Annotated in this window: 14 protein-coding genes; 10 read left to right on the forward strand and 4 right to left on the reverse strand. The window is 44.6% G+C overall.

The window, feature by feature from the left end:
• The first annotated feature begins 139 nt into the window (after window positions 1-139).
• Both OC193_RS23355 and OC193_RS23360 read left to right on the forward strand, forming a co-directional pair.
• A complete protein-coding gene (locus OC193_RS23355) occupies window positions 140-733 on the forward strand; it encodes a TetR/AcrR family transcriptional regulator (protein ID WP_048663908.1) in 594 nt (197 codons plus the stop codon).
• Window positions 734-908: 175 nt separating this feature from the next.
• A complete protein-coding gene (locus OC193_RS23360; protein WP_048660625.1) occupies window positions 909-1,757 on the forward strand; it encodes an alpha/beta hydrolase in 849 nt (282 codons plus the stop codon).
• A 122-nt stretch (window positions 1,758-1,879) separates the two neighbouring features.
• Here OC193_RS23360 and OC193_RS23365 read toward each other — a convergent pair whose 3' ends face one another.
• Together OC193_RS23365 and OC193_RS23370 are read right to left on the reverse strand one after the other, a co-directional pair.
• Window positions 1,880-4,420 carry a glycosyl hydrolase family 18 protein gene (locus OC193_RS23365; RefSeq protein WP_048663907.1) on the reverse strand — a complete coding sequence of 847 codons (2,541 nt, stop codon included), beginning with the start codon at window positions 4,418-4,420 and terminating at the stop codon, window positions 1,880-1,882.
• Window positions 4,421-4,814: 394 nt separating this feature from the next.
• Window positions 4,815-5,279: a DUF2850 domain-containing protein gene (locus OC193_RS23370; RefSeq protein ID WP_048660628.1), complete on the reverse strand. Its 465-nt coding sequence runs from the start codon at window positions 5,277-5,279 to the stop codon at window positions 4,815-4,817.
• A 308-nt stretch (window positions 5,280-5,587) separates the two neighbouring features.
• On the opposite strand from OC193_RS23370, the gene ppnP reads away from it, so the two are divergent.
• On the forward strand, window positions 5,588-5,869 hold the full coding sequence (ppnP, locus tag OC193_RS23375) for a pyrimidine/purine nucleoside phosphorylase (protein ID WP_017057600.1): 282 nt from the start codon (window positions 5,588-5,590) through the stop codon (window positions 5,867-5,869).
• A gap of 217 nt (window positions 5,870-6,086) precedes the next feature.
• Here ppnP and OC193_RS23380 read toward each other — a convergent pair whose 3' ends face one another.
• The gene (locus OC193_RS23380; RefSeq protein WP_048660629.1) at window positions 6,087-6,959 is read right to left on the reverse strand and encodes a pirin family protein; all 873 of its coding nucleotides are present in this window, start codon (window positions 6,957-6,959) and stop codon (window positions 6,087-6,089) included.
• A gap of 158 nt (window positions 6,960-7,117) precedes the next feature.
• Here OC193_RS23380 and OC193_RS23385 point away from each other — a divergent pair, with 158 nt between their 5' ends.
• Complete coding sequence (locus tag OC193_RS23385; RefSeq protein WP_048614058.1) at window positions 7,118-7,402, forward strand: hypothetical protein; 285 nt, start codon at window positions 7,118-7,120, stop codon at window positions 7,400-7,402.
• A 25-nt stretch (window positions 7,403-7,427) separates the two neighbouring features.
• Here the strand turns inward: OC193_RS23385 and OC193_RS23390 are convergent, their stop codons facing one another.
• Window positions 7,428-8,618, reverse strand: coding sequence for a diguanylate cyclase (locus tag OC193_RS23390; RefSeq protein WP_053083655.1), 1,191 nt, complete (start codon window positions 8,616-8,618; stop codon window positions 7,428-7,430).
• 315 nt (window positions 8,619-8,933) lie between these two features.
• Here OC193_RS23390 and OC193_RS23395 point away from each other — a divergent pair, with 315 nt between their 5' ends.
• The 6 genes from OC193_RS23395 to manA all read left to right on the forward strand — a co-directional run bounded on the left by OC193_RS23395 (window position 8,934) and on the right by manA (window position 16,208).
• Window positions 8,934-9,272, forward strand: a complete 339-nt coding sequence (locus OC193_RS23395; protein WP_048660631.1) for a DUF1840 domain-containing protein — start codon at window positions 8,934-8,936, stop codon at window positions 9,270-9,272.
• A 394-nt stretch (window positions 9,273-9,666) separates the two neighbouring features.
• Window positions 9,667-11,061, forward strand: coding sequence for a hexose-6-phosphate:phosphate antiporter (gene uhpT / locus OC193_RS23400; RefSeq protein WP_048660632.1), 1,395 nt, complete (start codon window positions 9,667-9,669; stop codon window positions 11,059-11,061).
• Window positions 11,062-11,250: 189 nt separating this feature from the next.
• Entirely contained in the window at window positions 11,251-11,859 is a 609-nt protein-coding gene (uhpA, locus tag OC193_RS23405; protein WP_048663905.1) for a transcriptional regulator UhpA, read from the forward strand.
• Entirely contained in the window at window positions 11,859-13,355 is a 1,497-nt protein-coding gene (gene uhpB, locus OC193_RS23410) for a signal transduction histidine-protein kinase/phosphatase UhpB (protein ID WP_048663903.1), read from the forward strand. Before uhpA ends, uhpB begins: the two co-directional genes overlap by 1 nt.
• An 8-nt stretch (window positions 13,356-13,363) precedes the next feature.
• The gene (uhpC, locus tag OC193_RS23415) at window positions 13,364-14,704 is read left to right on the forward strand and encodes an MFS transporter (RefSeq protein ID WP_048663902.1); all 1,341 of its coding nucleotides are present in this window, start codon (window positions 13,364-13,366) and stop codon (window positions 14,702-14,704) included.
• Window positions 14,705-15,002: 298 nt separating this feature from the next.
• Entirely contained in the window at window positions 15,003-16,208 is a 1,206-nt protein-coding gene (gene manA, locus OC193_RS23420; RefSeq protein WP_048663900.1) for a mannose-6-phosphate isomerase, class I, read from the forward strand.
• The last annotated feature ends 87 nt before the right edge of the window (window positions 16,209-16,295 follow it).

The following is a 16,295-nucleotide window of genomic DNA, read 5'->3' on the forward strand; positions in this document are numbered from 1 at the left end:
TTTCAATTTCCTTGAATACTGTCGCATTTTTCCACAATTATTAGACAAGAGAAATTAATTCCCAGTGGTTAGGCAAAAAACTTTGAAAAAAAGAACGAACGTGCTAAAAATAATCCATCAGACTTATCATTGGTGAATAATGAGCAAAGGAAAGATAACCAAAGAGTATATTTTGAGCCATGCATTTGCGCTTGCAAGTGAGAATGGGCTTGAGAGTTTGACGATTGGCGAGTTGGCCAAGCAATGTGGCATGTCTAAGAGTGGCTTGTTTGCACATTTCAACTCTAAAGAGAACTTGCAACTCTCTGTACTCGAGTATTCCAACGCCATATTCACCGAAAGAGTCATCATTCCCGCAAGAGTACTGGGAGATGGTGATATTGAAGCGAAATTGAAACAGCTGCTCGACAATTGGTTGGGCTGGAATCATTCGTTCCAAGGCAGTTGCATGTTTATTGATGCATGGAAAGATGCGGGCAGTGAAACGTCTGTGATTCAGAAAGCACTGCAGAAAACGATTTCAGTGTGGATTGATTACTTGACGATTCAGGTAGCAAAAGCGGTGGAGAGCAAACAGTTCAGAGCCGATTTAGATCCTAAACAGGCAACCTTTGAGTTATACGGCCTCTACTTGAGTGCGAACTTGTTCTACTCGTTACGAGGCCAACAAGCGAGCCACACGCATTTTTGGAGTGGTGTAGATCGCTTAATTGCTAGCTGGAGAGCGGTTTAACTCGCAAACCATGTGACTTTGCTTAACTAAGGTTGCAAAAGACTTTAAGAGAAGTGGCGGCAAGCAGTCATAAAAAGCGCTATCGCCATTTTTTATATTAATAAATAGCACGGTCGTTCGTTTATTTTTGGCCGAGCTCGATCCGCCAATGATGATGGTGATACAAGGAACGGTCATGAGTGACAAAATCTATTTTAATACATCGAACAAATTCAGCTTTAAGCGCAGCCTGATTGGTGCAACAACCAACCTGCATTACATTCTCGCGCCGAGCCATGCAAAGAAAACAGCGCGCAAGTTATTGCTCACGCCAATGCGTACCGAGCAGAAAAATGCTGATCCACAAGGGTTGATTAAGAGTGAAATCAAAGGCCGTGATGGCGTGCTAAAAACGTACTCTCTGGGTACAGGCCCAGTTTGGGTGCTGACTCATGGTTGGTCTGGTACGGCGAGTCAGTTCTTTCCTCTTATGGAACATATCGCAGCCAAAGGCTTTACGGCTCTGGCTTACGATCATCCAGCTCATGGTGGTAGTGATGGTGTTCATGGTCATATCCCTGCGTTTGTGAATGGCTTGGAAGCGATTCTAGATTCGGTTGGCGAAGTGGCAGGCTTAGTAGGTCACAGCATGGGTACCGCTTCTGCGTTGGAATGTAAGCACGTTAAATTGGAAAACAAGCCATTATTGCTGATTGCACCTGTACTGGATTATCTAGAAAACCTATTTGGCAGCGTTGCGCGTTCAGGTTACTCAATGAAACTGTTTGAGGCGGTAGTTGGAGAAGTAGAAGAGCAGTTTAACTACCCAATTCAGTCGGTGGATCCCTATGGAAAGCTAGCGCTTCGTGAGTCTCAAACGATCATCGTACATGATGAGCAAGATAAGTTTACTAAGTTTGATGTGTCTCAGCGTGCTGCTAATGAAATGGGTCGCGTTACCTTGATTACTACTCAAGGACAAGGCCATGGGCGAGTGATGAAATGCCAGCAAGTGTTCGAGAGCTTTGATAACTTGATTGGTTAACTTTAACTAATCAAGCAAGTAGAACGTGGGTTGAGAAAAAAAACACTAAAAAGGCCAACCAGACATTATCTGGTTGGCCTTTGCTTTTAGGTGCTTAGTTGGTGTTTAGCTCAACCCTATTTTTAGTTAGCACAGCTTGCTGGGCCGATCTCTTTCCACACGCCCCATTGGCCTGTCGTTGTTGGATCTTCACCTGTTGTCCACCATTTCGCTTCCCAAACCTTACCGCCTTGAGTCACTTGGTCGCCGCCAGTGTAAACCGCGCCTGAATCCCAAGCGTTAGTACACGTACCGCCGCCTGTGGTTTTCTTAAGAACTTTCACTGATGCAGCCGCGACTGATGTATCGGTACCATCACTCACTGTCACAGAGAAGTTCAGTACTGTATCTTGCGTATATTCCGCCGCGACAAAGCTTACTGAAGAACCTTGAATCGTCGCATCAATACCAGCAGGTACATCCCATGTGAAGGTCAATGTGTCTTGGTCTGCATCGCTTGAAGCCGAAGCATCAACCACGACTACATCACCCGCATTAACTTCAGCCGGAGCCGTAAGCACAGCAACTGGTGCTGTATTGACTGGGCCTGTGTCTTTAGGGGTTACCGTTATAACAACCGTGTCAGTTGACGTTGCGCCTTCGTTGTCTGTTACGGTTAGGCTGAATGTTAGAGCTTCTTGTTGTGCGACTTCAACAACATCGAAGCTTGCAACAGCTGCATTGGCATTAGCCAGTGTTACGGCAGTTCCGCTTACTTGTGACCAAGCGTAGCTCGCGATTGTGCCGTCGCTGTCTTTTGAAGCGCTGCCATCTAGAGAAACAGAAGCTGGGCCTTCAACAGATTGGTCGGCACCTGCTGCTGCAGTTGGTTTACGGTTTACAGGATCGGTGGTGCCACCTGCTAGACCTTCATGCATTGCATTTAGGATATCGCCGTTATCTGCATCAATTTCCCAAGAGAAGAGACCTGCAAGACCAAGACTACGAACGTACGCGCCTTTTGCTTTTACCGAGCGGTCATCATCAAATGTGATTAGCTGACCTGAGGTGCGATTCCAAACGTAAGGTGCTTCTGCCATTTCGTCGTAGCCGTATTCGAAGCCATTGATACCTTGGTTGTTAGCACCAAGCATGTTCGCCTTAATGCCTTTGTAGTCGATAACGCCATCTTCCCAGACACCTTGTACAGAGCTGCCTTTCAGTTTGCCGTTACCAACCCCTGTCATAGGGTCGCTCGGATCAGAAAGTGATGAGGGTAATACGCCTTCCCAACCACGACCGTACATCGCTGTACCAACAACAAGCTTGTTGGCTGGAACACCTTGCTCAAGAAGCAGTTGGATGCCGTTGTCTGTGGTGTAAGCTGGGCCTGTGTATGGTTCGCCATTTTCATCAAGCCCAGTGCCATCACATTGACCAGGGCGCATGAAGTTACCGCAGTTCAATGCTGTTTGGTGACCCAATACGTTATTCCAACCGCCGTAGAAGTCATAAGTCATCGCAAAGATGTAATCCATGTATTGGATAGCATCTCCATAGTTCACGTCTTCAATTTTATCGTGGCCAACACCGATGGCTGATGTGAGTTCGTAAGTGCGACCATTTTCAGCTTCTAGCTCATCGAGCATCACGCGTAGTTCTGCCATCAGTGCTATGTAAGCAGGGCCATCGTTTACAGGATCACCAAGATCAGGTGCAGCACCGCCGCCACCAGGGAATTCCCAATCGATATCGACACCGTCGTAGAATTTCCATGTGTTGAGGAATTTCTTAACAGACGCGACGAAGGTGTCTCGGTTGGCTTTGGTTGTGAAATCAAAGAACGGGTCAGATAGCGTCCAGCCACCAATCGATGGGATGATCTTCAAATCAGGATTACGCTGTTTGAGCGCCATCATCATTGCGTAGTTACCCTTGATAGGTGAGCTGTATTCGTGGCCCGCTTGAGGGAAGCTCTTCTGGAAAGCGGCCCATGGGTCATGAATCACCACTTCGTAATCGTTAACACCCTGACAAGCTGTCATTAGTGCGTTGTAGCTGTTTCCACCTACCGATTTTACTGATTCGTTAGGACCACAAATTGGGATGAAGCCGTAAAGGATGTGGGTCAAGTTATCAGCGGGTAGGTTATCTACCGTGTAGTCACGACCATAAATACCCCACTCAACAAAGTAAGTACCTACTACCGTGTTTGGATCGGTGTTGTATGACTTGTTGTTTGGATCCACATTCATCGCAAGTGGTGCTAAGTGCGCGCCATCGGTATCGGCAATCGTGATTTTAGCGGGTGCGCTTTTGCTACAACCTGTTTCGTCACACGCTTCAATTTCCATATCGAACAAGCCGCCTTGGCCGTATTCGAATGAGGCCGTGGTTTGGCTGCCAGTGATTGGGCCTGTGGCGACTTTAACGCCATCAAAGTAGATGTTGTACGTGTTTCCTGACGTTCCGCTCCATTGGTTGAACTTGACGTCGACCTTTGCTTTATCGTGATATTTCACCATCTGGTTGTAGCCAGAGGTGGTTTCCATCGCGAGTTCAATTTTGGAAAATTGCAGGTTGTTGGAACCGTACATGTCGATGCTAGGTGCTGTTGGAGCAGCTAATGCTGTACCAGATAGCGCTAGAGCAATGCTCGCAGCACAGGTATTTATACGAATCATACTTTTTCTCTCATTCCTTGAAGGTTACGAGAACCAAATGGCCCCATAAAACGGCTCCAGTCAGTTTTGAAGGAGCTTCCCAGTCAGTATTCGAGAGAGTTTTAATTTTATAACTGAAAATAAATCCGTTTTCGATGGACAACTAAAAAATTGTATCTTGTTACAATTCTGTTGCTTAATGAGTGAGATGCTGAGTCCATGTTTTATAAAATAAAACATCCTTCAGTAGGAAAATCTCACAAGTGAAAATTCACGACATGAAGTTATGAAAAGGTGCGACAAACTATAAGAAAATACTGTGAATTGAAGCAGAATCACAAAGTGAAGTGTGTTGAGCGAGCGAGGCCAATCGACGAGTAGGCTAATGCATCTGGAAGCAAGGAGAAGAGGAGGTTTATCTTTTGAATTGCTCAGCTAGGGAAGCACGTCGTTGTTGCATGACACTATGGGTATCACCAATTGCAGTATCTTCGTAGCCTTCTTTAACAAATTGCTGAGACGGTACGCTTGGCTCTAGTCGCTTCAAGCGAGGTGAATCATAGGTGCCGCTGATGGTGTAAACGGTGGTTCCAGATCCTGTGTTGATCGTGACAATCTTACCGTCAAAATCGAATGAGGTAGTGATAAGACGATGATTCATCATCACACCTTTGTCTGAAAATGTCAGGATATCGGTGTTGTAAGGTGGAGCCGCAATCTCTATCCATGTGCCATAGACATTACTTGGACTGACAGATTGCTGGTGGGCTTGGTAAGCAAAGTAGCCGGCGGTGAAGGCAACCATAAAGCCAACTAATAGGAAGCCGTAGAGTAACGAGTTGGCAAATAGGTCTCTGCTTTTAGTCGGATTTTTTGCCATTATCTCTTCATTTTTCGACTGATATTGTCTTAGATTCTATTAACTAAAATCTTAGTTTGCAAAAATTGTTATAAGAGTTAGAAGCAGGATCGAATGTTCTAATAGATTTGATTGCGTTAGTGGTTTTTTAGCCTTGCTCCTCAGTATTTACGTTATCAATGAAAGCGAATTCCAGAAATGCTTAAGCTATGCGTATTTATTTCTTGTAGGAAAGTCTCGAATTGGTTAAAACAATTATCACCTAAATTTACGCATAGGCTTACTCGGTGAGCTCAATAAGTGCAATTTGAAGATAACAAGGAAGTACAATGATTAAAGAAAATACATACTTTGAAGGTGGCGTTAAGTCGTTAGCGTTTAACCAGTCTGGTGCTGATGTGAGTGTTGGTGTCATGGCGGCTGGTGAGTACACGTTTGGTACTGCAGCTCCAGAAAAGATGACCGTTGTTAAAGGTGCTTTGATTGTAAAGCGTGTTGGCGATGATGATTGGACGACATACCAATCTGGTGAGTCTTTTGACGTTGCGGGTGACTCTTCATTCGACCTACAGGTAAAAGAAGCGACGGCTTACCTGTGTGAGTACTTGTAATCAGGTCTAAATTTGTTCAATCAGGGCATCGTTTGTCCCTGCTTGAATAGAAAAAACCACGCTCTAGGAGCGTGGTTAAATAAGTGATAGTAACCGGCAGTGGATAGTGTCACTTGTTTTTGTAGTCATCAAATGGATGACCAAATCGTTGTTCGTTGCAAAATCTCTTCAATCTTCAAAGCTCAAAGCTCAAAGCTCAAAGCTCAAAGCCAAGACATCAGTAAGTCTCAAACACACCGTTGTTGTAGTCTTGAATTGTCTGTTCAATCTCTTCCATCGAGTTCATGACAAACGGACCATAGTGAACAACAGGTTCATTAATCGGTTCACCGGAAAAAATTAGTACCCCTGAATCTTCCAAGCTACCCAAAGCCAGCAAGTCAGCTTTGGTAAGCAGGGCAAGTTGACCTTGGTTGATCACTTTGTCGCCGATCTTAATACTGCCTCGGTACACGTAAGTCATGGCATTATGATTAACATTAGTCCCTAACGTGACTTTTTGCCCAGAATGAGAGCGCCAATCCGCAACGCTTAATGGCACACCTGTTTTCTGTAATGGACCTTGCGATCGTAAAGCCTCTGAATCATCGTCAGTTTGGTTGTGCAGTTCAAACTCTCCAGCAATCACTCTTAACAAACCACTTTGTTCATTTTGATGTTCCGCGATGCTTTCACTTTGATAATCGTGATACTGCGCCGGTTGCATTTTGTGTGTCGCAGGTTGGTTTATCCAAATCTGAAAACCATGCAGCGCACCTTCTTCCATCATTGGCATTTCGCTGTGAATGACACCACGGCCTGCGGCCATCCACTGTGCGCCACCGCTGCGCAGCTCTCCAACATTCCCCATATGGTCTTTGTGTTGGAAGTGACCTTGGAGCATGTAAGTGAGCGTTTCTATCCCACGGTGAGGGTGTGGAGGAAAGCCGCCAACATAGTCTTTGCTTTCATCCGATTTAAGTTCATCAATCATCAAAAATGGAGAGAAGCGCGTGTTATTAAAACCCGTGAGTCGTTGGATTTTGACACCATCACCGTCTGAGGTGGCATGCGCTGCAATCACATGATCTACTGCTCTTACATTCGTCATTTTGAAACCCTCATATACTTGAATAGCTGTAGTTTATGTAATTTGATTGAAAAAGAAGATGGCACAGCGTTGAGTGACTTATTCGAAAATCTTGAACAGGTAACAATATGAAATTATGTCTATACTTGAATAGAGAGTAGACCGCCAAGGAGGCCGCTATGGCAGTTCAGCAAAAACATGGCGAAAGGCATGGTCGGATGGGTTTTGATAACGACTTTACAACGGAGCAAAGTCAGCGTTTTACAGAAGTTGCAAACAGCGCGGTTAAACGCCGCGTCAAAAAACGTGAGATTGAAGCACCGTTTATTCAGTCGGCTAAGCAAGCTGCTTTTAAAACAGTGGTGAGGCGACCTAAAGGTAATAACCCAAACCGAACACGGCAAGTCATATGGATTATTATGATCGGGTTAGTGAGCCTTTGGCTTATGTACCTTGCAGGTTAGCAGCGCCGCTAAGTTATAGGGCTGGCTAGCGTTGACGAGTTTTTAATAGCGTAACATTGTTCCCTTCGATCTTTGCTTCAAGACAATCTTCAAGTTCAGAAGAATCTGACCCTGAGCAGGTTAGATTCGTAGGTAGTTCTTCTATCAAGGTTGATACTGGGTTGTCGTGATAATAAGCGTATCGGTTTTTTCCTGAATGCTTGGCGACATACATCGCTTTATCAGCACACCTCGTCAGCTCATGTAATTCTTGGGCGTCTTGTGGGTATAAAGCAACCCCAACACTTAGCGTCAATTCCTTGATTCTCTCGTTTGTTTGGCAACCACTTTCGAACAGCCCGCAAATCCTATCTAAAATACCGTCTAGATCTTTACGAGAGGGTACATCGTAGAGCATAAAAACAAACTCGTCTCCAGCAAAACGCGCAATCGAATAATCGTATTCATGGCTTTTTCTGTCTCGGGTTCGAATATTGTTGCTCAAGCGATTGGCAAAATGCTGCAAGACACTGTCTCCGACGTCGTGTCCGTAGCTGTCGTTAATGCCTTTAAAGTCATCAATATCCAAAAAGACCAGTGCGGTAAGTGATCGCTCACTATCCACCGTAATTAATTTTTCTGTCGCCCAGCGTTCAAAGCTCCAACGGTTAGCTAAGCCGGTAAGTTGATCTCTGTAGGCCAGATCTTCGATGCCTTCTTTATACAGACGTTGGATATAACTGACGGCTTTGGTGTAGTAATAGGCGGATGTGTGGCACACCAAGCTCATGGTAAATAAACTAAGAATAAATCGATGGGTACTGTTAAAGGGTAAAGAAAAGTTGTTTGGCATGGCGGTAATCAAGGTGCTGATAAACAAGCAAAATGAGGTGCTGAAGATAATACCAATTCTGAAATCATTAATGAAAATGACCGCTGCTAGAATTGGGTAGAGCCAAAGTATTCGGTCGGGGATGGCGTGACTGTACAAGAATAGGATGACGCCCTGTACAAGAAGAACACTACTCAGAATCAATTCGGAATAATCAGAGCTGGCTACTTTTCTCACATAGAATGCATTGGAGATGGCAATAATCGCGAAGCACAGCTCGAAAATTGAAAGGGTATAGTGTTGGCCTTGGAAGTAAGCCCAAGTATAGAAAATGAATAACGCAGCGGCAGTCAGTGAAAAGGAGTGGACAATTTTTTGTTTACGGGTGGATCGTATGTCCGCCATTTCTTCTAGGTGTCTGCCGACCAGCCTTTTCATGTGATTTGTGCCAAAGATTTTGATAATGGTGTTAATAGTAGATTAAATAATGAGCTATGCGGAGGTTTAGATAGCTATTTAGTGTGATTGTACTCAAGGTTTCATATTAAAAAATAATCAACCGAGAATTAATCGTGATGTGTATCACTGACGGTGCAGACCCATTCGAAAATAAGACTATCAAGATTCGAGTCATAAGAAGCGGCTTGGCGATTATCTACTTGCTTTCCAGAGAGTTACTCAACATAGTTTGTTGGTAACCAAAACTTAGAGAGGCTCATAATGTTAATTACCTTTAGTTGCAAGGCTCATGCTAGCGTCACGATGTTTGGGGAAGTCGGTCTTCAGTTCATCAAGATGCTTGGGCATAGCGGCACCGTCCCAGGTGCCATTGATGCTTCAGAAGTTTCTCAAGCGTTAAATAACTTACGTGCAGCGATCGCCTCTGAGCAGAGCAAGCAGGTAGAGCAAGAAAATACTGATGACGACAATGAAGAAGAGGTTGTTGAAGCGCCTGTTAATCTCGGTAGCCGAGCATTCCCACTGGTGGAACTATTAAAATCAGCCATCAAAGATGAGTGCGAAGTGATGTGGGAAGACGGCAGCGGTAAACGACTGTAGTACGATTCGTAAAAAGCCTATTGGCTCTATTTTAATAGGCATGAATGTTGAGTCAGTATCGGTCACACCTTGGGGGTTGATGGTGATGAATCGATACTGGCGCTTTGTTTGTTGCGCAGTGTTTGGCTTGCTTCTGTTTGTTTAAAAGGTTCATCAGCCTTGAGATGAGTTACTTTTGTTATCGTAATATCAATCCATAACAGATCGTAAACAAAGTGATGCTGTTCACGCTTTCTTGACTCCCAATTCTGAACTAAGAATTTTTCCTAGTTATTCTAAGACCCTCTCTCATGCGGTCGATTTTTAGACTCCTTATTATTTCACGGTCAACTAACAAAGATTGCATGGCCGCAATTATGCCGTGCAGACCTCACAAAAAATAAGAGAGTTCACAATGTTAAAGTTCCTAGATCAGGTTCGAAAACCGACACTGGATCTTCCGGTCGAAACCAGAAGAAAAATGTGGTTTAAACCATTCCTGCAATCTTACCTAGTGGTGTTCATTGGTTATTTAACCATGTATTTGATCCGTAAGAACTTCAATGTCGCACAAAACGACATGATTTCTACTTATGGGTTATCGATGACGGATCTAGGTCTTATCGGTCTGGGTTTCTCTATCACTTACGGTATCGGTAAAACCGTCGTTTCCTACTACGCCGATGGTAAAAACACTAAGCAGTTCCTGCCATTTATGCTTGTCCTTTCTGGTATTGCCATGTTGGGCTTCAGCTTCAGTATGGGTGGCGGCAGTGCTAGCTTATTCATGATGGTTGCCTTCTATGCATTGAGTGGCTTCTTCCAAAGTACAGGTGGACCTTCAAGTTACTCAACCATCACTAAATGGACGCCTCGTAACAAGCGTGGTTCTTATTTAGGCCTTTGGAATATGTCACATAACGTGGGTGGTGCAGGTGCTGCTGGTGTTGCTCTGTTTGGTGCAAACTACCTATTTGATGGCAACGTGATTGGTATGTTCGTGTTCCCATCGATCATTGCGATTGTGGTTGGTTTTATTGGTATGCGCTTTGGTAATGACTCTCCAGAAGCATACGGCTTAGGTACGGTTGAAGAGTTGTTTGATGAAGAAGTCAGCGAAGAAGATACCGCTGCTGAAGAAAATCAAATGACTAAGAAAGAGATCTTTGTTGAATACATCCTTAAAAACAAAGTGATTTGGTTGCTCTGTTTCGCGAATATCTTCTTATACATTGTTCGTATCGGTATCGATCAATGGTCTACCGTTTATGCGTATCAAGAGCTAGGTCTATCAAAAGAAACCGCGATTTCAGGTTTCACGCTGTTTGAAGTTGGGGCACTGGTCGGCACGCTAATGTGGGGTTATTTATCTGATCTTGCGAATGGACGCCGTGCTCTAGTTGCTTGTGTATCGCTTGGGTTGATTATCGTTTCTCTAGAGTTCTACCAGCATGCAACAAGTGAGTTCATGTACCTAGCATCCCTGTTTGTGCTTGGCTTCCTAGTGTTTGGCCCTCAGTTGCTGATTGGTGTTGCTGCGGTAGGTTTCGTGCCTAAGAAAGCAATCAGCGTTGCGGATGGTGTGAAAGGCACGTTTGCTTACCTAATCGGTGATAGCTTTGCAAAACTTGGCTTAGGTATGATTGCGGACGGAACACCTATTTTCGGCTTAACAGGTTGGAAAGGAACGTTCGCTGCACTCGATACCTCAGCGGCTATTTGTATCGTATTGCTGCTATTTGTTGCGGTTGCTGAAGAGAAGAAGATTCGCCACGCGAAGAAAATGCACTTAGCGGCTCAAAACGCCTAGCTTGTCTCGCGGACTTGTTTTCGCAAGCACAGTTTCGGGTAGATAGTCTCACGTGCTTTATTGCTTTAAAGCTCGTGAGATCATACCAATCGTTAGTTCGATTCAGTATCATCTCTATCAATAAACTTAATTTTATATAGCTCCTGTTGGGGCTATTTTTCTTTCTTACTCTTAATTTTGGTTAATATCATGATTAATGTTGCGCTTGTTGATGACCACGTCATTGTTCGATCTGGCTTTGCTCAATTACTCAGTCTTGAAGCTGATATTACGGTCGTGGGTGAATTCAACTCTGCTGCAGAAGCTCGTCTCGGACTGCCAAGCTGTCACCCTGATGTCGTGATCTTGGATATCTCGATGCAAGACGAAAGTGGTTTGAGCTTATTGGAAGAGATCCCATCAGGCATTGCCAGTGTTATGTTGAGCGTTCATGACTCTCCGGCGATGGTTGAGAAGTCATTAGAGTTAGGAGCCAAAGGTTATCTCAGCAAGCGCTGCAGCCCCGATGAGCTAATCCAAGCCGTACACACGAGCGCAAATGGTGGCTGTTATCTCACACCCGATATCGCTATAAAGCTTGCGACACCCATGAAGAATAAAGCCTCTTTAAATCAACTTACCCGCAGAGAGAGTGAAGTGTGTCAGTTATTGGCCACGGGGCTCGATGTAAAATCTATCGCCGTTGAGCTAGGGGTTAGCCATAAAACGGTGCATGTACACCGTGCCAATGCGATGGACAAACTCAATGTTAAGAACAACGTTGAGTTAGCTAAATTGTTCACACAAGACCAGTACTAATGCGTTCCTATCTAGCCACCTCCCTATGTGGGGTTTTTATGGCTGGTTGTGCATGGTTCTGTTTGTGGGTTATTGCCTTCTATTTCATTAATGACCCTGAGTTAGCCATTCTGCTTTTCCCATTTTCACTTCGACTGGGAATGACGCTGCACACTCGCACTCATTATTGGCCTGCTATCTATATTGCAGAGTGGGGGCTTGCTATCGCTTTAGCTTTACTGCTTGATGAGCCTCAATGGCTGACGATACTCATCGCCAGTGGATTGAGTATTCCTGCCACTCTAATTGCCAAGCGTTATTATTATGGTGACCAGAATCGTCACTTGTTAGTGATGGCGAGCTTAATCATGGTTACAGCATTCATTAATGTTGCAGTGGTGGGTTCTCATGTTCCGGCTGTTTACATGGTGTGGTTGGTGAGTATCACTGGCGGATTGATGTTGGTGCCGATGTGTTATCTGGTCTGGAACTACCTATTCCAAAACAAGTGGGCGCCACTGAGCTCTTACTTAATCAATAATGTCGTTGAGTTCAAAATCCGCCACATCGCTTTGTACAGCGTGTTGTTGGTCACCAGTATTTTGATTCAAACCAGCTTGCCAGATGAACTAAGACGCTTCGCCCCATTCTGTATGGCGATCCCTATCATCTTGCTCGCGGTTCGTTACGGGTGGCAAGGTGCTTTACTGGCGACCCTGTTAAATAGTGTCGCGTTGATTGCTGCTCACAGTGGAACATCTAAACTCGAAATTACCGATTTACTCTTGTCTCTGTCTGCTCAAACCATCACCGGTATTTTGCTTGGCCTTGCGGTTCAAAAACAAAAAGATCTCAATGCGAAACTACGAAGTGAGCTCTCCAGAAATCAAAACCTTTCACGCCAGTTAGTGACAGCTGAAGAATCGGTTCGTCGTGATATTGCGCGTGAGCTGCATGATGAAATCGGCCAAAACATCACGGCAATTCGTACTCAGGCAAGCATTATTAAACGCGTCGATGCCGCTGAGATGAGCGTTCGCTGTGCGGGGACGATTGAGTCATTGTCTTTGAATGTTTATGACACCACCAAACGTCTACTTACAAAACTAAGACCTAAGATGTTGGACGACCTTGATCTAAAAGATTCTGTTGAACAGTTAATTCGAGAGATGGAGTTTTCGGATCACGGCGTTGATATCCAGTTAGATTGGCAAGGTGATTACTCGTGTTTGAGTGACACGCTCAAGGTCACTATCTTCAGGCTGTGCCAAGAATCCTTAAACAATGCCCATAAATACGCGAGTGCGAGCGAGATTAAAATTGAACTGATTTTAGATGATCAGGCTTATCTTCAGATATCAGATAATGGCGTTGGTTTTACAGCGCAAGATCTTCTCAAAGGAATGGGTGTTCGTGGTATGCAAGAGCGTGTTCAGGCGCTCGGCGGCAAGATGACAATTAACGCGAATGGCTCATCTTCGGGTACCAATATCAGCGTTACATTACCTAAAGTGTGAGAACGAATATGTTTGGATTTCTGCGCTCAGCTACGTCAAAGAGTCATTCTCTAAGTGATGATGAGGTCAATCAGAGTTATCGCTACTGGCGCCTACACATCATGATAGGGATGTATGTCGGCTATGCAGGTTTTTACTTCACCCGTAAAACCTTTAATTATGCCGCGCCAGCCATGATTACTGACCTTGGCTTGGACAAAGGCGATATTGGCTTAATTGGCACGCTCTTTTATCTTTCTTATGGCTTATCGAAATTTATATCAGGCACGATATCGGATCGTTCAAACCCACGTTACTTTATGGGACTTGGCTTAATCGCGACTGGTCTGATAAACATCGCGTTTGGCTTTTCGAGTTCGTTAGCGGCTTTCATCTCGCTGTGGGTACTTAATGCATGGTTCCAAGGTTGGGGCTGGCCATCGTGTTCTAAGTTATTGACGACTTGGTATTCTCGCTCCGAAAGAGGTTTTCGTTGGGCAATCTGGAATACAGCACACAACGTTGGTGGGGCGCTAATTCCTATTCTTGTGGGTTATCTGACGCTGCAATTCAGCTGGCGAGCAGGGTTTATCTGGCCGGGTGTGATTGGCGTTTTTATTGGTCTGATTGTTTGTTGGCGTTTGCGTGATAAGCCCACCACCATGGGACTTCCAACGGTAGGAAAGTGGCGCAATGACCATCTAGAGTTGGCACAAGAGAGCCACGGACAAGGGTTAAGCTATCGAGAAATCCTGAAAACTTACGTATTCAGCAACAAGTACATTTGGTTGCTCGCTTTTAGCTATGTGCTGGTTTACATCGTAAGAACGGCGGTTAACGACTGGGGTAACTTATACCTAACCGAAGAACACAATTACAGTTTGATCAATGCCAACGCTGCCTTATCTCTGTTCGAGATTGGCGGTTTCGTTGGTTCACTTGTTGCTGGGTGGGGATCTGACAGGTTGTTTGGTGGCAACCGTGGCCCGATGAATATTTTGTTTGCCATCGGCATATTTCTTTCAGTCTCTGCATTGTGGTTGATGCCTTTGACCAACTTTGTGTTTCAAGCTGCTGGGTTGTTTTGTGTAGGCTTTTTTGTTTTTGGACCTCAAATGCTTATTGGTATGGCGGCGGCCGAATGCTCACATAAAGATTCTGCCGGGGCAGCGACAGGCTTTGTTGGCTTATTTGCTTACATGGGAGCAGCACTCTCGGGTTATCCATTAGCGCTCGTTTTAGAAACCTACGGTTGGAGTGGGTTCTTCATTACCATCTCTACTTGTGCTGCTGTTATCGGGTTACTGCTACTGCCTTTCCTGCAAGCTCAATCACCTCAGAAAAGTGCAGAGGCTCGTTCTGGCTTTTAAGGACCCTTCTCGATAACAAGATAGTCACCATTGTTTGCATTGTAGAAGCTTGTATCACTGCTGTAACCAGTGTGATACAAGCCGCTATCTTATTTTCGGCGCTTTCTATGCGTGATATTCAAATGTGACTCTTTTCACGCTTTTCATCGTTCTCACCTGTTTCTAAGAAATTTTCCTATTGCGTCTAAGACCTCATCTCATGTGGGTTCTAGCTGCTCTCTGTAGTCTTTCTAATTATTTACGTTATTAGAAATCAGCTCTCTGAATTGTGTTCAAAGGGCTCACTACGGAAAACGCCATGTCACTCAGCCACTTCTCAGAACACTCATTTTTCCCAATGGAAAACACCATCCAGAATTATGCATGGGGGAGCATCTCTTCGATACGTGAACTGTTTGGTTTTAAGAATGAGTCACAAGAGCCACAAGCGGAAGTTTGGATGGGAGCGCATCCGAAAGGTTGCTCAATGGTCAAGCTGGACCAACATTTGGTGCCTCTCTCTGAGCTGATTAACAAGAATAAACCGGCCTATTTATCAAACGATATTGCGCAGGAGTTTGGTGAACTGCCGTTCTTGTTTAAGATCTTAGCGGCAGAAAAAGCGCTATCGGTTCAGGTCCATCCAAATAAGCACCAAGCTGAGGTTGGCTTTGCGAGAGAAGAGCAAGCAAGAATCCCCCTAAACGCAGGGAACCGTAATTACAAGGATTCGAACCATAAGCCTGAATTGGTTTACGCGATCACTGAATATCAAGCGATGAATGGCTTTCGAGAGTTCGATGAAATATTAGGTTTGTTCAAAAAGTTAGATTCGAGCGAGCTGGCTGGTTTGGTCGATGAGTTTGGTAACAATCTTGATTCTCTAGGTTTAGAAACGTTTTTCCGTGACCTTTTAACTCTAGATTACCAACATAAACACCGAGCATTAGAGCAACTTCTGACTTATGCAGTCGCTCACCAAGATCAATCTGAGTTTGCTTTGGTTGTTGAGCTTAGCCATCAGTACCCGAACGACATCGGTCTGTTTTGTGTTCTGTTGCTGAACTTGATTACATTGAAGCCGGGTGAAGCGATGTATTTGAATGCGAACACTCCGCATGCTTACATTAAGGGAACCGGGCTCGAGATCATGGCAAATTCAGACAACGTGCTAAGAGCTGGTTTAACGCCAAAACACATTGATGTCCCTGAATTGGTCGCCTGCACAGAGTTTACGCCAATTCCGTTTAAACACTTGTTATTGGCGCCCTCCAAGCTGGGTCAATGTGATAGCTATGATATCCCGGTCACTGACTTTAATTTCAATATCTTTCATAGCCCCAAGCAAGAAGAAGTCATCACAAGCGGCGCTGAAATTTTAATGGCAATAGATGATGATTTAACGCTAGTGAGCCAAAGAGGTGAGCACTTAACCCTTACGAAAGGGCAATCGGTATTTATCCCAGCCTATATTGGTCATTATGAATTGAGCAGCAACGGCCGCGTTGCCAGAGCGTTTAATTAAGGGATTCGCTGTCGTATAACGTTGGAGAGTTTTCGGCTGGGGATATGTGGTAAAGCCTTGGAGATATGAGTAACAATAAACACTTCA

The organism is Vibrio crassostreae (assembly GCF_024347415.1).
GTDB classification, from domain to species: domain Bacteria; phylum Pseudomonadota; class Gammaproteobacteria; order Enterobacterales; family Vibrionaceae; genus Vibrio; species Vibrio crassostreae.